The 20,195-nt window shown below is 70.4% G+C and carries 18 protein-coding genes; 9 read left to right on the forward strand and 9 right to left on the reverse strand.

Annotated elements, in window-relative coordinates:
• Positions 1 to 523: cellulose-binding domain-containing protein (locus ABGB17_RS30700; RefSeq protein WP_347635890.1), on the forward strand; the 523-nt coding region annotated here is incomplete at its 5' end.
• A gap of 53 nt (positions 524 to 576) precedes the next feature.
• Here the strand turns inward: ABGB17_RS30700 and ABGB17_RS30705 are convergent.
• A complete protein-coding gene (locus ABGB17_RS30705; RefSeq protein ID WP_347635894.1) occupies positions 577 to 1,410 on the reverse strand; it encodes a PaaX family transcriptional regulator C-terminal domain-containing protein in 834 nt (277 codons plus the stop codon).
• A 105-nt stretch (positions 1,411 to 1,515) separates the two neighbouring features.
• Between ABGB17_RS30705 and ABGB17_RS30710 the strand changes: the two genes are divergently transcribed.
• The 4 genes from ABGB17_RS30710 to ABGB17_RS30725 all read left to right on the forward strand — a co-directional run bounded on the left by ABGB17_RS30710 (position 1,516) and on the right by ABGB17_RS30725 (position 5,521).
• The gene (locus tag ABGB17_RS30710) at positions 1,516 to 2,415 is read left to right on the forward strand and encodes an amidohydrolase family protein (protein WP_347635898.1); all 900 of its coding nucleotides are present in this window, start codon (positions 1,516 to 1,518) and stop codon (positions 2,413 to 2,415) included.
• 107 nt (positions 2,416 to 2,522) lie between these two features.
• A complete protein-coding gene (locus ABGB17_RS30715; protein ID WP_347635902.1) occupies positions 2,523 to 3,860 on the forward strand; it encodes an MFS transporter in 1,338 nt (445 codons plus the stop codon).
• Between the two features lie 155 nt (positions 3,861 to 4,015).
• On the forward strand, positions 4,016 to 5,329 hold the full coding sequence (locus tag ABGB17_RS30720; protein WP_347635906.1) for a hypothetical protein: 1,314 nt from the start codon (positions 4,016 to 4,018) through the stop codon (positions 5,327 to 5,329).
• Between the two features lie 69 nt (positions 5,330 to 5,398).
• Positions 5,399 to 5,521 carry a hypothetical protein gene (locus tag ABGB17_RS30725; protein WP_347635910.1) on the forward strand — a complete coding sequence of 41 codons (123 nt, stop codon included), beginning with the start codon at positions 5,399 to 5,401 and terminating at the stop codon, positions 5,519 to 5,521.
• A 36-nt stretch (positions 5,522 to 5,557) separates the two neighbouring features.
• Here ABGB17_RS30725 and ABGB17_RS30730 read toward each other — a convergent pair whose 3' ends face one another.
• From ABGB17_RS30730 to ABGB17_RS30755, 6 genes are all read right to left on the reverse strand, one after another.
• Positions 5,558 to 6,946, reverse strand: coding sequence for a serine/threonine-protein kinase (locus ABGB17_RS30730; RefSeq protein WP_347635914.1), 1,389 nt, complete (start codon positions 6,944 to 6,946; stop codon positions 5,558 to 5,560).
• Between the two features lie 132 nt (positions 6,947 to 7,078).
• Positions 7,079 to 8,347 (reverse strand): cellulose binding domain-containing protein, encoded by a 1,269-nt coding sequence (locus ABGB17_RS30735; protein WP_347635918.1) that lies wholly within the window; start codon positions 8,345 to 8,347, stop codon positions 7,079 to 7,081.
• 553 nt (positions 8,348 to 8,900) lie between these two features.
• Positions 8,901 to 10,130, reverse strand: coding sequence for a cellulose binding domain-containing protein (locus tag ABGB17_RS30740; RefSeq protein WP_347635922.1), 1,230 nt, complete (start codon positions 10,128 to 10,130; stop codon positions 8,901 to 8,903).
• A 208-nt stretch (positions 10,131 to 10,338) separates the two neighbouring features.
• Complete coding sequence (locus ABGB17_RS30745) at positions 10,339 to 11,277, reverse strand: PaaX family transcriptional regulator C-terminal domain-containing protein (protein ID WP_347635925.1); 939 nt, start codon at positions 11,275 to 11,277, stop codon at positions 10,339 to 10,341.
• 43 nt (positions 11,278 to 11,320) lie between these two features.
• On the reverse strand, positions 11,321 to 12,691 hold the full coding sequence (gene murF / locus ABGB17_RS30750; protein ID WP_347636092.1) for a UDP-N-acetylmuramoyl-tripeptide--D-alanyl-D-alanine ligase: 1,371 nt from the start codon (positions 12,689 to 12,691) through the stop codon (positions 11,321 to 11,323).
• Between the two features lie 5 nt (positions 12,692 to 12,696).
• On the reverse strand, positions 12,697 to 13,653 hold the full coding sequence (locus tag ABGB17_RS30755; RefSeq protein WP_347635930.1) for a D-alanine--D-alanine ligase family protein: 957 nt from the start codon (positions 13,651 to 13,653) through the stop codon (positions 12,697 to 12,699).
• Positions 13,654 to 13,849: 196 nt separating this feature from the next.
• On the opposite strand from ABGB17_RS30755, the gene ABGB17_RS30760 reads away from it, so the two are divergent.
• The gene (locus ABGB17_RS30760) at positions 13,850 to 14,563 is read left to right on the forward strand and encodes an aspartate/glutamate racemase family protein (protein ID WP_347635934.1); all 714 of its coding nucleotides are present in this window, start codon (positions 13,850 to 13,852) and stop codon (positions 14,561 to 14,563) included.
• A 21-nt stretch (positions 14,564 to 14,584) separates the two neighbouring features.
• Here ABGB17_RS30760 and ABGB17_RS30765 read toward each other — a convergent pair whose 3' ends face one another.
• Together ABGB17_RS30765 and vanY-N are read right to left on the reverse strand one after the other, a co-directional pair.
• A complete protein-coding gene (locus tag ABGB17_RS30765; RefSeq protein ID WP_347635938.1) occupies positions 14,585 to 16,651 on the reverse strand; it encodes an ATP-binding protein in 2,067 nt (688 codons plus the stop codon).
• Positions 16,652 to 16,696: 45 nt separating this feature from the next.
• On the reverse strand, positions 16,697 to 17,269 hold the full coding sequence (gene vanY-N, locus ABGB17_RS30770; RefSeq protein WP_347635942.1) for a D,D-peptidase/D,D-carboxypeptidase VanY-N: 573 nt from the start codon (positions 17,267 to 17,269) through the stop codon (positions 16,697 to 16,699).
• 191 nt (positions 17,270 to 17,460) lie between these two features.
• On the opposite strand from vanY-N, the gene ABGB17_RS30775 reads away from it, so the two are divergent.
• Genes ABGB17_RS30775 through ABGB17_RS30785 form a run of 3 tightly spaced genes read left to right on the forward strand, consistent with a single transcriptional unit; the run spans position 17,461 to position 20,165 of the window.
• On the forward strand, positions 17,461 to 18,135 hold the full coding sequence (locus ABGB17_RS30775) for a response regulator transcription factor (protein WP_347636096.1): 675 nt from the start codon (positions 17,461 to 17,463) through the stop codon (positions 18,133 to 18,135).
• 6 nt (positions 18,136 to 18,141) lie between these two features.
• A complete protein-coding gene (locus tag ABGB17_RS30780; RefSeq protein WP_347635946.1) occupies positions 18,142 to 19,677 on the forward strand; it encodes a HAMP domain-containing sensor histidine kinase in 1,536 nt (511 codons plus the stop codon).
• Positions 19,674 to 20,165: a GerMN domain-containing protein gene (locus ABGB17_RS30785; RefSeq protein WP_347635950.1), complete on the forward strand. Its 492-nt coding sequence runs from the start codon at positions 19,674 to 19,676 to the stop codon at positions 20,163 to 20,165. The genes ABGB17_RS30780 and ABGB17_RS30785 overlap by 4 nt, the downstream gene beginning before the upstream one ends.
• The last annotated feature ends 30 nt before the right edge of the window (positions 20,166 to 20,195 follow it).

A 20,195-nucleotide genomic window follows, 5' to 3' on the forward strand; every position in this document is an offset into this window, starting at 1 on the left:
CACCACCGGAACCGTCCGCGTCGAGGCCTACAGCATCCAAGGCGCCGGCCACTCCCTCCCCTCCAGCGGCATGGGCCTGCGCGCCATCGAATTCTTCGGCCTCACCGGCGCCAACCCCACCCCCACCCCCACCCCTAGCGTGACCCCCACCGTCACCCCGACCCCGACGGTGACCCCCACGGTGACACCGACTCCCACCCCGACCTTCGGCGGTGCCTGCCGCGTCACCTACGTGCCCAACACCTGGAACAACGGCTTCACCGCCAACGTCACCGTCACCAACAACGGCACCGCCGCGCTCAACGGCTGGACCGTCACCTGGTCGTGGCCGGGCAACCAGCAGGTCACCAACGCCTGGAACGCCACCGTCACCCAGTCCGGCACGCAGGCCACGGCGCGTAACGTCTCCTACAACGCCACCGTCGCGCCCGGCGCGCAACTGAGCTTCGGCTTCCAGGGCACCTACAGCGGCACCAACACCTCACCCGACCGCTTCGCCCTGAACGGCACGATCTGCGCGTGATCGCGGACCGGGGTGCGAGCCCGCACGGTACCGGGCCCGCACCCCCCGCGGTGTCAGAGAGTGAGCTCGTCCAGCACGACGTCCGCGAGCTTCCTGGCACGCGGGTCGTACTCGTGGGCGAGCGCCTGGAAGACCTGCTCGGCGCGGATCGCCGGCCAGTCGCCGGGCAGGTGCTCGGTCGGCAGGTGGGGATCCTGGCGGACGAGGTGCAGCCAGTCGGTGTGCAGCAGCAGTTGCCGCGCCAGGTCGTCCGGCGCGGAGGGAAACGGCCGGGAGGTGTCCCATTGCGCGAGGAACGCCTGGTAACGCCGGGCGATCTGCTCGATGTCGAACGCCTTCCTCACGAGGTCGGCGGCCTCGGTCGGCGTGGACGCCCTGGCGGTCAGCACGGTCACGTGGTCGCCCAGCTCCAGCGAGGCGAGCACGCCGGTGACGTCCCTCACCCCCGGAGCGATCCACAACCCGCTCTGCAGCAGCCCGAACCCTGCCCAGATGAGCCGGGAGCGCAGGTCGTGCCGCGTGCTGCGCCGGCTGTCCGGCAGGGAGAACCCGACGAGCGTCCACGTGCCGTCCCAGTCGCGGTTCACCGCGCCGGTCTCCCACACCCGCCTGCGCCCGTCCGCGAGGATCTCCGCGGCGTGCGGGGTGAGCCCGAAGTACACCTTGCGTCCCCGCCGGTGCCGTGCCAGCAGGTTCCGCTTCACCATGCGGGCCAGCGTCGACCGCACGGCCTCCTCGGAGACGCCGAGGCGGGCGAACACATCGATGACGCTTCCGGAGTAGACGGCAGTGGCCCGGCCCAGCACGTAGATGCCGAGGAAACTGAACATGAGGGACTGCGGGCGCACGGATGGCACCGTCTGGTCCTCGTCGCCGCCGGAAGTCACAGCAAAAGGGTACGGTCCTCCTATGTGATGCACATCTTTGACGGGCGTCACATTGGCGCCATAGATTCGGCGTTGTCGCGCTTGCCGGCCGAGAGGTGACGTCCCATGGATCTGCCGGGAGAGGTGGCGGCCATGAACGTCGCCGAACTGGTCGCGATCGACGTGCACACACACGCGGAGGTCTCCGCCGCCGGGCACGCCTCGCTGAACCCGGAGCTGCTCCGCGCCTCCGAGAAGTACTTCAAGGAACACAAGAGACCGGCCGTCCCCGAGATGGCCGCCTACTACCGCGAGCGCAAGATGGCGGCGGTGGTGTTCACCGTCGACGCCGAGCACGCCACGGGGCATCCGCGCATCTCCAACGAGGAGATCGCCGAGAGCTGCGCCGAGCACGCGGACGTGCTCATCCCCTTCGGCAGCGTGGACCCGTGGAAGGGCCGGGCGGGCGTCCGCGAGGCCCGGCGGCTCGTCGAGAAGTACGGCGTGCGCGGCTTCAAGTTCCACCCGAGCATCCAGGGCATGGCGCCCAACGACCGGGCGGCCTACCCGCTGTACGAGGCCATCGAGGAGCTGGGTGTGCCGGCGTTGTTCCACACCGGCCAGACCGGCATCGGCGCCGGCGTGCCGGGCGGGGGCGGGGTCCGGTTGAAGTATTCCAACCCGATGCTGGTGGACGACGTGGCCGTGGACTTCCCCGAGCTGCGGATCGTCCTGGCCCATCCGTCGTTCCCCTGGCAGGACGAGGCGCTGGCGGTCGCCACGCACAAGCCGTACGTCTACATCGACCTGTCGGGGTGGTCGCCGAAGTACTTCCCGCCGCAACTCGTGCGGTACGCCAACACGCTGCTGAAGGACAAGGTGCTCTTCGGCTCCGACTACCCGATGATCACCCCGGACCGCTGGTTGTCGGACTTCGCCACGCTGGACATCAAGCCCGACGTCCGTCCCCTGATCCTCAAGGACAACGCCGTACGCCTGCTCGGCCTCGGCCAGGAGGGGACATGAGACGAACGGCTCATATTCGGCAGAGTGTTGACGGCCGTCAGGAAGGTGCCTAACCTCCGGGGCGAGACAGCCATGCTCCGTCTCGCGTCCCCAGACAAGGAGCGGTCATGCCGAACCTGTCCGACACACCCCCCAGCCGGCTCCAGTTACGGCGCGCGGTCACGTCCAGCTTCCTGGGCAGCGTCGTCGAGTACTACGACTTCCTGCTGTACGCCACCGCTGCGGCCGTGGTCTTCAACAAGGTGTTCTTCTCCGCCCTCGACCCGCTGACGGCCACGGTCGCCAGCTTCGGCACGTTCGCCACGGGGTACCTGGCCAGGCCGCTCGGCGGCGTGATCTTCGGCCACTTCGGCGACCGGCTGGGCCGCAAGCGCATGCTGGTGCTGACCATGGTGCTGATGGGGGTCGCCAGCGTCCTCATCGGCCTGCTCCCCACCTACGCGCAGATCGGCGTCCTCGCCCCCGTCGCGCTCGTGACGCTCCGGATCCTGCAGGGCATCGCCGTCGGCGGCGAGTGGGGCGGCGCCGTGCTGATGTCCGCCGAGCACGCCACCAGCAGGCGCGGCCTGTGGACGAGTTTCACCAACGCCGGCGCCCCCTTCGGCATGGTCCTGTCCACCGGCGCCCTCACCGTCACGGCCTCCGTCCTTTCCGACGAGGCGTTCCTGAGCTGGGGCTGGCGGATCCCGTTCCTGCTCAGCGTCGTGCTGCTGGCGATCGGCCTGTTCGTCCGGCTGCGGGTCGAGGAGACCCCGGTGTTCGAGGCGGTCAGGGACCGCACCACCCGGGCGCCGCTGCTCGACGTGCTGCGCACCCACCCGAAGGTCCTGCTGCTCGGGGTGGGTGTCGGCCTGTCCGCCTTCGTGGCCCAGGGCACGCTCACCACCTACCTCATCGCCTACGGCGTGCGGACCGGCTTCACCCGGCAGACCGTGCTGAACTGCCTCACGCTCTCCTCAGCGCTGGCCGTCATCGGCATCATCGGCTGGTCGGCCCTGTCGGACCGGGTCGGACGCCGCCCGATCGTGGTGGCGGGCGCGGTGCTCATGGCCGCGTTCGGCTTCGTCCTGTTCCCGATGGTGAACACCGGCGACACGGTCCTGCTCGCCGTGGCGCTCGTGCTCGGCCAGGCGGTCCTGCACCCCATGATGTACGGCCCGCTCGGCGCGTTGTACACCGAGCTGTTCGCCACCAGGAGCCGCTACACCGGAGCTTCGCTCGGCTACCAGCTCGCCGGGCTCGGCGCCGGCCTGGCCCCGCTGCTGTTCGCCCAGCTCGACGCGTCGGCCGGCGGCACCGCGACGACGACGATCTCGCTGGTCATCGCCGCGTGCTGCCTGCTGACCGTGGTCTGCGTGCTCGCGCTCCGCGAGACCAGCCGCCAGGACCTGACCACGGACACCCCGGCCGTGCGGGACTCCGGCGTGGCGGGTACGACGGTCTGACCGGGCCCGGTCCCTCCTGCACCGACGTCCGCGGGACGACGGTGCAGGGGGTGATCGGGGAAGCTAAATCGTATTAGCACCTTGACACGGCTCACAGACGATCATATGAGTGAGCTAATTCGATTTAGCATCCCCGTAACAAAAGAGAGAACCAGATGAACATCGGCAGATGGGCCGCGGCGGTCGCCACAGCCCTGGCCCTCACGGCGTCGGGCCTGACATACGGCGGGCACCCCGGCGGAGACGACGGCGCAGGGATCAAGAGCATCACCCCCATCACGACGATCTCCACCTACGGCCAGAAGGTCTCCGCGGTGGCGGTCGAGTACGGCGAGACCGTCAACCCGCGGGAACTGGACAACTCCACGTTCTCGGTGCAGGACACGATCTACAACTTCCGGTTCAACCCCGTCGAGGACCTGCCCAAGCTGACCGACCGGAAGGTCACCAGCACGTACACGAACGACGCCGCCACCACCCGGGCCGACCACCGTTCGGTGCCGGGACGGTACGTCATCGTCGAACTGGACCCGGAGCAGAACGCCGGCTGGACGGTGGTCGTCTCCAAGTGCCCGACCTTCCTGTGCACGGTGAAGGTGAACCAGGACCTGCCCACCCGGGTGGTGCAGCGCAAGAACGTGCACGGCCGCCCCGGTCTCGGGATCGGCAAGGGGCCGGTGCTGGCCAAGGCGGCGCCGGGCACCTCGCGGAAGGTGACCGAGAAGGCGGTCAACCTGCTGGCCGACGAGTTCCGGTACGGCTCGTACCTGTCCGGCGGCATGGTGCTGCCGTACCACTACCACCTGCCCGCGAACTACGACCCGGCGAAGAAGTACCCGTTGATGGTCGTGCTGCCCGGGCACGGCATGGGCTGGGACGGCGACAATCCGCTGGTCCAGGTGGCGGCGGACATCCCCGCGACCGCGTGGCTGCGGCCGGAGTGGACCGGCGGCACCGAGGACGTCATCGTGCTCGCGCCGCAACACCAGCGCGTGGGCGGCCCGGCCGAGGCCGACCTGCTGGTCAAGATGCTCGACCAGTTCCTCAAGGACTTCGCGGTCGACAAGCGGCGGGTCTACGCCACCACCGTCTCGTACGGCTCGCAACTGCTGTGGAACGCGTTCGCCAAACGTCCGGAGCTGTTCGCCGGCGGCCTGGTGACCGGCGGCTTCGCGGTCAACGCCGAGCAGGCGGCGGCCATCGCCGCCGCGGAGATCCCGCTGTGGGTCACCCACGGCGTGCACGACCACCTGCTGAACATCAACTTGGCCCGCAACACACGGACGCTGCTGCGGAACGCGTACACCGCGCGGGGCAAGACCCCCGAGCAGATCGACACCCTGCTGCGGTACACCGAGTGGGAGGACGCGGCGTTCTCACTCCCGGACCACCACGCGGCGTACGGCCCCACCTATGAGTACGAGAACGGCGCCATCCTGCGTTGGCTGCTGAGCCAGACCAAGGCGTGACCCCGGCGCCAAGGCAACGATTGCAATTTTCTGTTCATCCTTGAGGCCGCGGCCCTCCCACCGGGGAGCGTGACCTGGGCCACGCCCGCCCACCGTCGCATGGCGGCGGTGGGCCTCCACTTCTGGAGCGGCGCGACCCTCACCTACCACGTCACCAGGCCGGGAAGCTCGGTCACCGGCACCCCATCCTGACCGTGGAGCGGCGGCCCGGCGATCCGGGCCGTCGCACTACTTGTCCTTGCCGCTGCCACGGCCGATGACGCCGTCCAGTTTCTTCTCGGCGGCCTCGAGGTTCTTCCTCACGTTCTTGGCCACGTCCTTGGGCAACCCGCCTCCGCCGCCCGAGGAATTCCTGTCCTTCGGGGCGGGCTTGTCCCGCGGGCCGGGCTTGGTGTCAGGCGGCGGAGGTGCCACCGCGACCGGCTTCACCGCCTCGGGCCCGTCCTCCGGCGCACGGCCGCCTGGCGTGGTCCCTCGCTCCCCGGGCCCGGGTCCGGTCACCGGCGCTTGCGGCGTCGCCCCTGACGAGGGAGGCGCGGGAGAGACGGTCCAGGTCTGGATCACCGTCACCGTAGGCACCGCGGCACCCGTCACACCGCGGTCCGGCCGTCCGGTCAGGTAAGCGGCTCCCCCCACCACCACGCCGGCCATCAACGTCGAGGCCCCCACCGCGACCACGACCCCCACGCGCGGGCGCCGGGCCACCGCCGGCATCGGCGCCGTGCCGCGGGCCGCACGTCCACCGCCGACGTGGACGCGGCCCGGGGTATCCAGTTCCTGCCCCGCGGCGACGGCGGCCAGCAGCTGCGCGGCCTCGGCCGCGCCCATCCGATCCTCGGGTTCCTTGGCCAGCAGTCCTTCGATGACCGGTGCCAGAGGCCCGGCGTTCCGCATCGGCGGCGGTTCCTGATTCATGATCGCGGCGAGCGTAGCCAGCACGTTCGCCCGCTGGAACGGCGAATGCCCCTCCACCACTTGATAGAGCGTGACCCCCAAGGACCAAAGATCCGAAGCACGCGTGGCCGCGCCGCCGACGGCCCGCTCAGGCGCGACATAAGCCGGAGTGCCGACTAGCACCCCCGTACGGGTCATCGGCCCGTCGTCCTCCAGCGCCGCCACTCCGAAATCAGTGAGCACCGCCCGCCCGTCCACCCCGATCAGCACATTCTCCGGCTTGACATCACGATGCAGCACCCCGGCCTCGTGCGCCGCCGTCAACGCCTCCAACACCTGAGACCCGATCTCCGCCACCCGACGTGGAGTCAACCCCCCACTCTCCCAAGCGACGGCCCGCAACGTCCGTGACGACACCAGTTGCATGACGATCCACGGATACCCGTCCTCCGCGAAAACGTCATAAACCGCCGCGACTCCCGGGTGCCCGATCCGCCCCGCGGCCCTGGCCTCGCGAAACGTCCGCACGCAGAACACCTCACGCTCCTGCGGCGTCAGCCTCTCCACCCCGCGCAACTCCTTGACGGCCACCTCCCGTCCCAGCACCAGGTCCAGGGCCCGCCACACGACCCCCATCCCCCCGCACCCGAGCTGCTCCACCAGCCGGTAACGCCCCGCCACCACCCGCTCGCACGCCGCCGCATCCGCCTTCAATTCGGCCATGTTCCCCAGCTACCCCTTCCCGGCTGGGACACTCCGATCGTCACCAATTGGTCGCATATCCCGACGAAATCAGCGCACGAGGGGAATGCGTGATGACCGCATGCGCCATCGCATGCGGTCATCACGTTGTGGTCAGGGGCTGGTGCACGTCAGGGACGGGGCCGAGGGGGCGCCGTTGCCGAGAAAGCCGAACGTGGTCGTGCCGGTGGCCGGGATCGAGGCGTTGTACGAGGCGTTCGTCACCGTCACGGCGGAACCGTTGGCGCTCAGGGTGCCGTTCCACACTTGGGAGATCGACTGGCCGCTGCTCAGCGTCCATCTGACGGTCCACCCGTTGACCGCCGCGTTGCCTGCCTTCACGGTGACCTCGCCCTGGTAGCCGCCGGACCATGAGTTCACCGTGCGGTAGCTCGCGGTGCAGGCGCCTGGAGGCTGGGGCGAGGGGCTGACGGACGGCGAGGGGGAGGGGCTGGCGGACGGTGAGGGCGACGGGCTGACGGACGGCGAGGGCGACGGGCTGGGCGACGAACTCGGCGACGGCGACGGCCTGTACGGGCACTTGTTGCGATACATGGAGATGCCGTTGGGGTCCAGCAGTGGGCACAGGAACTGGGTGTACCGGGTGTCGTTGTCGACGAAGATCTTCAACCAGGGGATCAGCATCCGCATTTCATTGGTGTTCGGCCGTGTCGCGAACAGGTGGTCCGCACCGGTCAACTCCACCCAGGCGCTGGGGGTAGTAGCGGGAATAGTGGTGTATATCCCGTTCAGATAGGACTGCGTGACGGTCGTGTCCCGCTGTCCTGAGATGAACATGGTCGGTACCCGGGCGTTGGACATGTTGTAGTTCCCCACTGGGGAGCCGGGCGCGAGTCCGACCGCGGCTTTCAGCGTGGGCCGCCGGAGCAACGCGGTGATGACGCCGGCGCCGCCCGCGGAGTGGCCGATCACCGACAACCGGTTGGGGTCGACCCAAGTGCGCACCGCACTGCGCTGCGTGAGGTAGTCAAGCGCGGCGAGGAGCTGAGTGGCCCGGGAGTCCGCGCTGTCGGTGCGGCTGAGCGTCTCGATGCCGATCACGACGAATCCGAAGGATGCCAGCCAGTGACCCATCCACTCCTCTTCGACCGAAAACAGGGCGGAGTAGCCGGGCACGATCGCGACCCCGCCGTAAGTCTGGCTGGAGTCCATCGGATAGTAGATCGACCCACTGCCGAAGCCGTCCCCCGGCACGCTCAGTTGCGCGGTGGCGAAGGTCCCCCTGTTGGCCGCCACGCTGGACAAGGTCGGGTTGGGGCCCCGCTGGTAGGGATTGTCGTCGGCCGACGCCGGTCGAGTCGCGACGGTCACCGCGAGCAGTCCGACTACGGCCATCACCGCGGCCATGACGCGCTTGGTCAACCACCCTTGAGGGCCCGGCTTCGGTCGCGGCCCGCCGGCAGCATCAGGTGCCGGTGACCCACTCACACGTCGTCGCACTGTTACGTCCCTCCTTGTCGGGTCATGCGCGGAAATGCCTGGGGCAGGCAGAGCCGGTTGCTGGAGCGCTCGGTCACGCGACGTGGTTGCCGCCAGACACCGCACCCGACGTTGTTAGCGCTAACAACCCGTCTTCGGCTGAACTACCTCTCTCCTTGACTCACTGGAGGCGGCGTGAAGGGGAGCAAATACGAGGAGAAAGTCGCTGTCAACAGCCGCTGGATGCCTGGATCGACGGTGTCAGGGGCCGGGAGACGCCTATCTGGCATATCTGGGTGGGCGTACCTTGACGACGAGGTACCTGCGCTGAAAATTCCACCGGAAGACTCCTGCGGATATCCCCGCGTGTCCCGCCATTCCCTGAGCCCTTTCGTACACCCGGCGGCGCAGGGGTGAAGCCGTGACGGCGGGCCGGGACCGAGGTCCCTGGCCCGCCGTCACGGCTGCGGCGCGCCCTGCCCCGGGCGGGCCCGGATCAGGTGGCGGTGCAGGTCACGGTGGCGCCGGCGCCGGTTCCGTTGCCCTGGAACCCGAGGCTGGTGCTCTGTCCGGCGGACAGCCGCCCGTTGTAGCTCTGGTTGGTGACGGTCACGGTGCCGCTGGTGCCGGAGTTGACGCCGTTCCACATGGAGGTGATCGCGGCTCCGGCGGGCAGGGTGAGGGTGAGCCTCCAGCCGTTGATCGCGTTGCCGCCCGCCGTGACGTTGATGGCGGCGACGAACCCGCCGCCCCATTGGTTCGCCACCGAGTAGGTCGCCGAGCAGCCCCCGGTCCCACCGCTGGGTGTGGGGGAAGGGGACGGACTGGGGCTGGGTGAGGGCGAGGGACTGGGGCTCGGGGTCGGGGTGGGGGAGGGGTCGCCGTCGAGTGTGAGGTTCTTCTGCTGGACCTGCCACTGGGTGTTGCACAGGCCGCAGTTGGGGCCGACGAAGGTGGTGCCGGCTGTTCTGTCGCCCTTGAGCCGCCACTTCAGATACAGCACCGCTACGCGGCCGAATTCGCCGCCGTTGGTCTGGCCGTAGGTGCCGCCGTGGCCGACGTTGAGGTTGCCCATGAACGCGGGGAGTCCTGCGGGGAGTTTGCCCCAGTCGTCGATGGCGTTGGGGTAGGCGATGTCGCTGGTTCCGCCGATGAAGTAGGCGATGGGTTTGGTGAGCCGGCGCAGCTGGTAGTCGTCGGCGTCGTTGAGCAGGCCGCTGCTGAAGATGGTGGTGGTGGTGATGCGTGGGTCGTTGGAGACGGCGTAGGCTTCCAGGCCGCCGCAGGAGAAGCCGCCGACGGCGATTTTGGTGGTGTCGAGTTTGCCGTAGTACTTGCTGCCCTGGCGGTTGTTCTCGGCGATGGCCCAGTCGATGGACTGGGTGAGCATCTGGGAGGTGGTGGAGCCGGAGGCGTTGGGGCCGCCGCTGGCGATGGCCAGGAAGCCGTGTGAGGCGATCTCGCGCAGGAAGTTGTGCTGGGAGAGCCCGTTGGCCGAGCAGCCTCCGTTGCCCCAGGCGTAGATGGGGAGTTTCTCGGCCGGGAGGGTGCCGGGGCGGTAGATGGTGTGGTTGGGCAGGGTGGTGGCGGTTTCGTAGTCGGCGGGGTAGGGGCCTGAGCCGCCGACCGCCGCGGCGCTGGGTGTCGAGGTGAGCGCCACTGCCGCGGCGCAGACCGACGCGACCGCGGCCGTCAGTGCCGCGGTGATGATGGAGCGTTTTCTCAATTCGCCCTCCGATGGTGTCACGACGGCGCTGGGTGCCGGGATGCGGCTGTCAGGCGGGGACGCGCCGATGAGAGCAGCGTGCAGTTACCATCAATGCGGTCATGAAAAGTGTCAACTCGGTGCGCGGTGCGGTGCGCGCGCCGACCTGGAACACCCCTGACGAAACGCGCCTCCGAGGGCAGCGCCGTCGTCAGGAGGGTGAAAGTTTCTACCTTCTGTGCCCGCCGGCCGGGACCGAGAGGGAGTTCTCCGATGCCTGGAAGTGGGTGATCCAGGACGCGGCGTCCGGCCAGTACGGTGTCGCGACCTGGATGAGCCGGGCCTGGGCGAGCGAGCCGAGCGCGGAATGGATCTCCAGCATGAGATCCCTGGCTGTCTGGCGGGGCCAGGGGGCCGGCAGCAGGTGCTCGGGAAGGTCGGGGTCGATGTCGGGGAACTTGCGCCAGGAATCCATGACGGAGGTCCGGGCCACCAGTGCCAGGGTCGCGTCGACCTTCCGCTCGCGGACGGCCACCCGCAGGTCCGCATACCGCGCGATGAAAGCCTGGTAAGCCGAGGCCAGGCCGGCCAGGTCGTAGGCGGCGGCCGGACCGTGCGGACCGGCCTCCTGCTCGAACCGGGTGTGCATCACCGACCACCGGGCACCGTCGACGTCGTCCAGGATGTCGTGCAGCGCCTTGGTGACCGGACCGGAGTCGGTTCCGGGCCGGATCCACACGCTGTCGTACAGTCGCGCGAACCGCAGCGCCCCCAGAGCCTTGCGAATCGCGTGCCGGGGGGCCTGCCCGGACTGGGGGATCGAGAAGGACACGGTCACCCAGTCGCCGGTCCACCGCGGCGGACGCGCGCCGAAGCTCAGGAACTGATCCATCCGGGACCGGTGCTTGGCGATCGCCTGCGGCGTGAGGTGGTACACCGGCGGCCGCCCGGGCCCCCGCACGGCGATCAGGCCACGCTTGGTCAGCCGGGACAACGCGGCCCGCGCACTGGCCTCACTGATGCCGAACTCCCCGAGCATCGCCACCACCGCCATCGACGGAAGGTCGGCATCGGAGGAGTCGAGATACTCCCCCAGCAAGGTCGTCAGCAGATGTTGCGGGTTGGGGCCGGCCTGCGCCCGCGGGACTCCGACATCATCCGAAGGCACATGGACACTCACATCATCAGCTTGCCGTACAACACCCTCGCGGTCAGGCGCCGGCCAGCGCACGGGCGCAGGCTCCGAGCCCGATCTCGCTGGAGGCCTTGACGAACACCACGTCCCCCGGCTCGAGAAGGGCCGTGGCCAGCCTGACGGCCCCGGCCACGTCCTCGGCGGTGTGGACGGCCACCCCCCGGTCCGAGGCTTCCGCTGCCTCCGCCATCGCGAGCGGGTCCCCCGCTCCGACCGCGATCAGCACGTCGAAGCCGAGGTCGGCGAGGAGCCGGCCCATCTCCGCGTGCCGGGCGCGGGAGGCGTCCGCCTGCTGCCCCATCGCGCCGAGCACGGCCACGGTACGACGGTTGCCGGCCAGGGCCTTCGCCGCCCGCAGCCCGGCCCGCATGGATTCGGGGCTGGCGTTGTAGGCGTCGTCGACGACGGTGATGCCGTCGGGTCGTTCGACGATCTCCAGCCGGCCGGCGGAGCGCCGCCGTGCGGCGCTCAGCCCATCGGCGATCTCGGCGACGCCCAGGCCGAGCACGGTGGCGACGGCGGCGGCGGCCAGGGCGTTGCTCACCTGGTGCTCGCCGATGAGGCCGAGCTCGACCGGGGCGCGGCCGGAGGGCGTCACCAGCTCGAACGCGGTGCGCGCGCGGTCGGCCGTCCGCACGTCTTCGGCCCGCACCTGCGCCTGCGCCGACCCGCCGTACAACAGGACCTGGGCCCTGGTGCGGCCTGCCATGCCCATGACGTACGGGTCGTCGGCGTTGAGCAGCGCGAACCCGTCCGCCGCAAGTGCCTCGACCAGCTCGCCCTTGGCCTCGGCCACGTCGGCCGGCCCGGCTCCCATGCGCTCCACGTGTGCGGTGCCGACATTGAGCACCAGCCCGACGTGGGGCGGTGCGAGCCCGGTCAGGTACGTCAGGTCGCCCTTCCGGCCCGCACCCATTTCCAGCACCAGGTATCGGGTGGTGGCATCGGCACGCAGCACGGTGAGCGGCAGCCCGAGCTCGTTGTTGAACGATCTGTCGGTGGCCACCGTCGCGGCGTGCCGTTCGAGCACCTGGGCGAGCAGGTCCTTGGTCGTGGTCTTGCCCACGGAGCCGGTCAGGCCGATCACGGTAGGGCTGATGTTCTCGAGCAGGTGCCTGGCCAGCAGGCCGAGCGCGAGCTGGACGTCCTCGACCACGAGGGCGGGCACGCCGACGGGCCTTGAGGCCAGCACGGCGACGGCGCCGCCCGCGACGGCGCCGGCCGCGTAGTCGTGACCGTCGGCGCGGGCGCCGGCCGTCGCGGCGAACAGGCCGCCAGGCACCACTTCACGGGAGTCGACCGCCGAGGGCGCCGTCACCAACGCCCGTGGGTCGCGCACGTCGTACAGGCGTGCGCCGACGACCTGCGCGATCTTGTCCAGCGTCATGGGGATCACGAGCCGCTCCTGGCGAACGCGAGGTCGATGAGGCGGCGCAGCAGGTCCGGGTACGGGACGCCGCTCGCGGCCCAGGCCCTGGCGTAGACGGAACGGGAGGTGAAGCCGGGCATGGTGTTGATCTCCAGCACGTACAGGCGTCCCGTGTCCTCCTCGTAGAGGAGGTCGACACGGGACAGGCCGTAGGCACCGATCGCCCGGAAAGCGCGCAGGGACAGCTCGCGCACGTCCTCGGCCACCCGTTCCGGCAGCACGGCGGGAATGACGGCGATCTCGGCCTGGCTGAGGTACTTGGCCTCGTAATCGAGCCAGTCGCCGGGCACGACGAGCTCGCCGGGCACCGAAGCACCCGGAGTGTCATGGTCGCCGAGCACGCCGCAGATGACCTCGCGCGCGGTCACGCCCTGCTCGACGACCACCACCCGGTCATAGGCCAGCGCCAGATCGACACCCGCGCGCAGCTCCTCCATGGAGGTGACACGGGAGATGCCGATGGAGGAGCCCATGTTGGCCGGTTTGACATACATCGGCCAGTCGAGCGACTTCACCAGACCCCAGCAGTCGGTGGTGGTGCGCCATTCGTGCTCGGTGAACCACACATAGGGGGTCACCGGAATGTCCTCCGCCAGGAACGTGCGCCGCATCGCGACCTTGTTCATGGCCACGGCAGAGGCCAGGACACCGCAGCCCACGTACGGGATGCCCAGCGTCTCCAGATGGCCCTGGACGACGCCGTCCTCGCCGAAGGGCCCGTGCAACGCGGGGAAGACCACGTCCGCCAGATCACGCCGCAACTCCACCGGCCACCGGCCCTGCCGGTCGATGATGACGGCGACCGGCTCGTACAGATCCCTCGGCAGAGCATCGAGGACAGCCTGTGCCGACTGCAGCGACACCTCATGCTCGGCGGACGGTCCACCCGCCAGCACGGCCACGCGTACGCGTTCGGTCACGATCGATCAGCCTTCCTCAGTGGTACGGAGACAGCTCGGCGGCACGGTGTCCGCCGGCGCGGGAACAGCCTGCGGAGTGTCGGCTCTGCGCCTGACCGGTTCCCAGGCCATTTGTTGCCCAGTTGACCGGAGCACGGACGGCTGAACAGTTTTTGGTCTGCTGGATGAGCAGGAACTCCGTCTAACGTGCCGGCGCATGCTGGCGAAACGGAGCTCCATGCGCACCATCGGTCTCATCGGCGGGTTGAGCTGGGAATCGACGGTGATCTACTACCAGGTCGTCAACCAGCGGGTACGCGAGCGACTCGGCGGCAGCCACTCCGCCAACAGCCTCGTCTGGTCGGTCGACTACACGACCGTCGAGGACCTCATCTTCGCCGGCCGCTGGGACGAGGTGAGTACGTTGCTGAGCGGTGCGGGCAGGAAACTGCAGGATCTCGGCGCCGACCTCCTGCTCATCTGCAGCAACACCTTCAGCAAGGTGAGCGACGACGTGGAGCGGGCCGTGAGCGTGCCCGTGCTGCACGTCGCCGACGTCCTGGGTGCCGAGATCCGCGCCAGGGGCATGCGCAAGGTCGGCCTGCTGGGCACCCGCTTCACCATGGAGGAGCCCTTCTACCGGGATCGGCTGGCCGCCCACGGCTTCGACGTGGTCGTCCCGCGGCGTGAGCAGCGGGAACTGGTCCATCACGTGATCTTCGACGAACTGGTGCGCGGGGTGCTCCGGGAGTCGTCCAGGGAGGCGTTCGCCCGGATCATCGATGATCTCGCGGACGACGGCGCTGAGGGCGTCATCCTCGGCTGCACGGAGATCGAGCTGCTGATCAGCGAGAAGGACAGCGCCGTCCCGGTGCTGCCGAGCGCTCGCCTGCACGCGGAGGCGGCGGCGGGCTTCGTGCTCGCCGGCTGACACGGCCTTGGCCGTGTCCGTTCACGGCGGGGACCGGTACGCCGGCGCGTCGGTGCCGTACAGCTCCCGGTGCCACAGGTCGGCGCAGACACGTTCGACGCCGGCCGTCAGATGGCGGCGGTAGGTGGTGAAAGGGAGGCCGAGTCGTTCCGCGGCCAGCTCCTGGGTGGGCGTGCCCTGGACGAACGTGACGGACAACGCCCGGTGGAACTTGACCGAGCGCGGATCCTCACGCAGGTCGTCGACCGCCCGGCGTAGCAGGTCGGCCAGTGCCGTGGCCGGGTTCTGCCCGGCCCGCTCGGCGACCAGCCTGGTGCGCGTCAGCGGGGAGGCGGCCAGCGCGTCCAGCCGCGACAGCCGGCGCAACGCCTTGCGAACCGCCTCGGCGAACTCCGCCTGGGACAACACCGCCAGTTTCGCCGTCGTGGCACTCGGGCCGCCGGCAGGCCCCGCGACGAGCGGTCGGTTCATCCGTTCCAGCCACGCCTGCGCCGGCACCGCGCGCCAGTCATGAACCAACAGGGTGTACGCGTCATCGCCCAGCCGTGGCTGTCCGGGGATGTCACGCATCCCGTGGTGCCGCCGTAGACGCTCCACCCACGCTTGGTTCGGATGGGGGATCTGGATACATGACCATGCCATCCCTTCGGACCGCAGGCAGTTGCCGATCGCCCGCCACTGGATCAGATCCATCACCGGCGAGTTCCCGCGGTACGGCGGCAGTGCCCACAACCGGCTGACCGCCAGGTGCTCACCGGCGCGCAACGGCGTGGTGGCACGCGCGTGCGCCCACGCCATGGCCACGACGGGATCGGCCGTCAGCTCCTCCTCGTCGAGTTCCGCCAGCCGCAGCCACGCGGAGAAGGCCACGGGCTCGCCGGTCGCGGTCCTCCGGTACAGCCGGAACGCCTCCGGCCGGCGTCCCGCCCAGAAGGCGGCGCGGCCCGCGGACGCGGCACCCTCCGCCGCCGTCGCCACGCGGAGCAGCGCGCCGACGTCCTCCTCCCGCAGCACCTCTTCCTGGAACTCGCCCTCGCCGTGGCGGCCGTGGAGATCGGCCGGCGCCCCGTCGCCGCGACGCAGATAGAGCAGGGCCGCCACCGCGCCGGGCACGTCCACGTCGCTCGCCGTGCGCAGCCTCTCCGCCAGATGCGCACGGACGCGGTCGTGCATCACCGCGTACCTCTCCGGATCCCGCCAACGTAGATCCGCCTCCAGCAGCTCCCGCACCACGCCGTGCGGGAACAGCCCGAGGCTGCTCGACTCCACGAACGGCAACCGCCTCAACCACCGGAACAACGTCCCGGCGTCCTCCGGCAGGGCCGCCCGCAGCAGGTCCTCCGTCGTCATGTACGCGTGCGCGCAGATCTCCAGTGCATGCCGATGCGCCGCCGACGGCGACTCGCCCACCAAATGATCGAGCAACGTGGCCACCACGTCCTGATCCGGCGTCCACCGCCTGCCGGCCCCGCCGTCCTTCACCGCCACGGCCGCCCCCAGCAGCAGCGCCAGCGGATGGCCACCGGCGAAGGCCAGCAGCGGCTCGCGCGACTCGGCCGGCACCCCGGTGGAGTCCAGCAGGGCCCGCGCGTCCTCGGCCCGCAGGTCGCGCAGCGGCAGCACCTCCAGCGTCCCCGCCCATCCCGGATCCGCCTGCCACCGCATGTCCGGCGGGTTCCGCCCCGCGATCACCACCAGCGCCCCCACGGGCACCCGCGGCAGGAACCGCTCGCGCAGCCATCCCTCCAAGCCCTGGATCCGTTCGAAGTCGTCGATGAGCAGCACCGCGTCCGCACCGCGGAGCACCAGCTCCGCCTCGGCCCCGGACGCCGCCGACGGCTCCAACGTGCGCCCGTCCACCATGGACACCGGCCGTCCCGCCACCGCGGCCTCGTGAGCGAACCGCCGCAGCAAGGCGGACTTCCCGACGCCACCGGGACCGTGCACGTACAGAACGCCGCAGCCGCCGCCGCGCAACGCCGCGTCGAAGACCGCGAGCTCGTCCTCCCGCCCCACGAACGCCGTCTCGCGCGCCGCTCGCAGGCGCCGCCCCAGCGATCCGGACCCGTCGTTGTTCTCCGATGACATACCCCTGACCCCTCTCCGAACGCACCATGGGTGGACCGGACCTGGCTACGCCTGGTGCCCGTTCTCGATCACGTGGCCCACGCCGGGGTGGGGTCGTCGTCGTGGTGGCGTGCCGCCGGTGTCCGGGCGGTACTCGAAGTGCCACCACTCGTTGTCGTACATGCGGTAGAGGTGGTAGCGGGCGCCGTGTTCCTCCAGCCAGCGCGCGCCTTCGTAGGGGCGCACGTCCAGCGCGACGCCCTTGACGTGGGGGGACTCCGCCGGTGGCAACACGAGCATCCGTGCCGAGGCCGGGGAGCCGGAGCGGCGCACCTCCTCGTCGAACATCCGTTGCTGGACGACGGGATCGCGGTATCCCGAGGTGAGGCCGATGAGCTGGCCGTGACGCCAGAGCGCCGTGGTGCGCGCCGCGGTGAACGCCGCCATGGCGCCGTCGGTGAGCCCGGTGAGGTCCTCGGCGGGGAATCGCATCCGCAACGCCCAGCGGCAGGCCAGTTCCCGGCCGCGGCCGGGACGGCGGACGAACGCCACGGGCAGCAGCAGCACGGCGAGGACCAGCGTGACCGCGGCGAACAGCCGGTCACGGGGCCGGGCCGGGATGATACGTGGTTCGTTCATGACGAACTACGATTGGCGCCGAATATGCGTGCGTCGTCCGCCGCATGTCACCGTTCATCGACGGCGGCCACCGTCGGCGCCACCGTGACACAACCATGACACGGCGCGGACGAGGAGGGGACACGGCCGGTCCACAGTGGACGGGGTCGACCGGCGGGCGAGTTACGGAGCGTGTCATGAAACTCGGCGGCGTGTCGCGGGTGTTGTTCATCGAGGACGACCCGGCCGTGCGGGAGGGCCTCGAGCTGGCCCTGACCCAGCATGGGCACCGGGTGCGCGCGGTGGAGTCCGGTGAGCAGGGACTGGACCGGCTGCGTGCGGACCCCCCCGACGTCGTCGTGCTCGACCTGATGTTGCCGGGCATGGACGGGTTCGAGGTCTGCCGCCGCATCAGGGCCGCCGGTGAGATCCCGATCATCATGCTGACCGCGCGCGGGGACGACATGGACGTGGTGGCCGGGTTGGAGGCGGGCGCCGACGACTACGTGGTCAAGCCGGTGCAGCCCAGGGTGCTCGACGCACGCATCCGCGCGGTGCTCCGGCGCATCGGCCGGGACCACGCGGAGCTGGAGCAGCACGGGGACCTGACCATCGATCGGGCCGCGCTGGTGGTCGCCCACCGCGGCGTGCCGGTCAGCCTCGCCCCGACCGAGCTGCGCCTGCTGCTCGAACTCTCCGGCACACCGGGCCGGGTGCACAGCCGCCAGCAGCTTCTGGAGTCGGTGTGGGAGCACGGGTACTTCGGTGACTCGCGTCTGGTGGACGCGTGCGTGCAGCGGCTGCGCGCGAAGATCGAGGACAACTCGGCGGCACCCGTCTACGTGCAGACGGTGCGTGGGTTCGGGTACCGGTTCGGGCCGGTGTGACCCCCGATGGCACCTCGGCCGAACCTGGGGCTGCGTGCCCGCCTGTTGTCCGCGTTCGCACTGCTGTGCGTGGTCACCGCGGCGGCGGTGGCCGGCGGGATGTACGTCCAGGCCCGCAACGCCATCCTGCAGCGGACCCAGGACGCCGCGGTGCAGGCGATGACAAGCCGCCTGGAGGCGCTCTTCCCGTTGCGGAGTCCGGCACCGGGCCCGGAGGAGCTCGCCGAGATCGCCCGCGCCGCGTCCGACCGGAACAGCTCCGCGATCGCCGTCTACCACGAGGCGCACTCGTCGGCCGGCCCGCCGCTGAGGCGATCGAGACCCGGAGGGGACACGCCGGACGCGGATCCCGAGGTGCCCGGCCCGCCGCCGGTGCACTGGAGGCCGGGAGGGGACATGCCGATCCTGGATCCCAAGATGATCTCACCGGAGCTGCGGCGGACGGTGGCCGGCGGCGACATCGCGTGGCAACGCGTGGTGTGGCAGGGCGAACCTGTCCTGATCATCGGCGCGCCGTTGATGATCGCCGAGCGGGACCGGACGACGCGGGCGTCCGGCATCGAGGTCTACACCGCGCGCAGCCTGCTCCCCGAGCAGCGCAACATCGACGAGCTCGCCGCAGGGGCCTGGCTCACCGGCGGGGCGGCTCTGGCGTTCGCGGTGGTCCTCGCGTTGCTGGCCACCCGTGGCGTGCTGGTTCCTGTGCGTGAACTCGGCCGGGCGGCACGCCTGCTGGGCAAGGGCGAGATGCGGACCAGGATCGCGGTCCGCGGCTCCGACGAACTGGCCGACGTGGCGCACACGTTCAACAACACCGCCGCGGAGCTGGAACGGCACGTCGAACAGCTCCGCGAGATGGAGGCCGACGCCCGCCGGTTCGTGGCCGACGTGTCCCACGAGCTGCGCACCCCGCTGGCCGCGCTCGCCGCGGTCGCCGACGTCCTCGACGAGGAGGCGGCCCGGCTGCCCGAGCCCGCGGGCAGGGCCGCCAGGCTGGTCAGCCAGGAGACGATCAACCTCACCGGGCTGGTGAACGACCTCATCGAGATCAGCAGGTTCGACTCCGGCGTCGCGGCCCTCGCGCTGAACGAGATAGACATGACCGAGCTGGTGCGCGCGACCCTGCGTGCCCGGGGCTGGCCGGAGCAGGTGCACACCGAGCTTCCCCCCGCGGTGACGGCACGGCTGGACCCGCGCCGGGTGGACGTCATCCTCGCGAACCTGGTCGGCAACGCCCTGCGGCACGGCGAGCCACCGGTGTCGGTACGGCTGACCGCCGACCCGCACTGGATCACCGTCGAGGTCCGCGACCACGGACCCGGGCTGGACGAAGCGGTGCTGCCGCACGTGTTCGACCGGTTCTACAAGGCCAGCGCGGCCAGGGCCAGATCAGAGGGCAGCGGCCTCGGCCTCGCCATCGCACGGGAGAACGCGCGCCTGCACCAGGGCGACCTCACCGTCCACAACGCCCCCGACGGCGGCGCCGTCTTCACCCTTCGCCTGCCACGCCACCCACACGATCCCGCCGGAGCCCCCGAATGAGGCCCGGGCCGGCCCACCGTGTACTCGCCGCGGCCCTCGTATCGCTGGCCGCCGTGGCCGGCTGCGGCGTGCGCCCCAGCGACGTCATCCCCGCCGGCGACCCACCGAGCGGGCCCGTCGCCCCCACCACGACGATCACCCTCTACCTGGTGAAAAGCGGCCGGCTCAGCCCGGTGAAGCGCCCCAGCCCCCGCGGTCGTCCACTGTTCAAGGCGGACCTCCTCACACTGCTGGCCGCCGGCCCCACCGTGAGCGAACAGGCCAACGGCTTCACCACCGACGTCCCCCCCGAAGCCGCCCCGTTCTCGGTGACCGCCGGTTCGGCCGGCAACGTGGTGGTGACCCTCTCCGCCCCGCCCCGCGACCTGTCCGAACTGGCCATCGACCAGATCGTGTGCACAGCCACCGCCACGCTCCCGGAAAACCCGGCCAAGGTCACCGTCGCCGCGGCAGGTCAGACCGTCGGCCCCCGCAGCTGCCCCGGGTAACGGCGGCCGTCGCGATGGCAAAGTGCTGAG

The sequence above is a fragment of the Sphaerisporangium sp. B11E5 genome (assembly GCF_039871875.1).
Lineage (GTDB): Bacteria > Actinomycetota > Actinomycetes > Streptosporangiales > Streptosporangiaceae > Sphaerisporangium.

Excerpts from the sequence above, each read along its gene's own strand:
- ABGB17_RS30710 (WP_347635898.1), top strand. The coding sequence starts at position 1,516 with ATGGATCTGCCGGGAGAGGTGGCGGCCATGAACGTCGCCGAACTGGTC.
- ABGB17_RS30780 (WP_347635946.1), top strand. The coding sequence starts at position 18,142 with ATGGCACCTCGGCCGAACCTGGGGCTGCGTGCCCGCCTGTTGTCCGCG.
- vanY-N (WP_347635942.1), bottom strand. The coding sequence starts at position 17,269 with ATGAACGAACCACGTATCATCCCGGCCCGGCCCCGTGACCGGCTGTTC.
- ABGB17_RS30765 (WP_347635938.1), bottom strand. The coding sequence starts at position 16,651 with ATGTCATCGGAGAACAACGACGGGTCCGGATCGCTGGGGCGGCGCCTG.
- ABGB17_RS30730 (WP_347635914.1), bottom strand. The coding sequence starts at position 6,946 with ATGGCCGAATTGAAGGCGGATGCGGCGGCGTGCGAGCGGGTGGTGGCG.
- ABGB17_RS30715 (WP_347635902.1), top strand. The coding sequence starts at position 2,523 with ATGCCGAACCTGTCCGACACACCCCCCAGCCGGCTCCAGTTACGGCGC.
- ABGB17_RS30720 (WP_347635906.1), top strand. The coding sequence starts at position 4,016 with ATGAACATCGGCAGATGGGCCGCGGCGGTCGCCACAGCCCTGGCCCTC.
- ABGB17_RS30785 (WP_347635950.1), top strand. The coding sequence starts at position 19,674 with ATGAGGCCCGGGCCGGCCCACCGTGTACTCGCCGCGGCCCTCGTATCG.
- murF (WP_347636092.1), bottom strand. The coding sequence starts at position 12,691 with ATGACGCTGGACAAGATCGCGCAGGTCGTCGGCGCACGCCTGTACGAC.
- ABGB17_RS30760 (WP_347635934.1), top strand. The coding sequence starts at position 13,850 with ATGCTGGCGAAACGGAGCTCCATGCGCACCATCGGTCTCATCGGCGGG.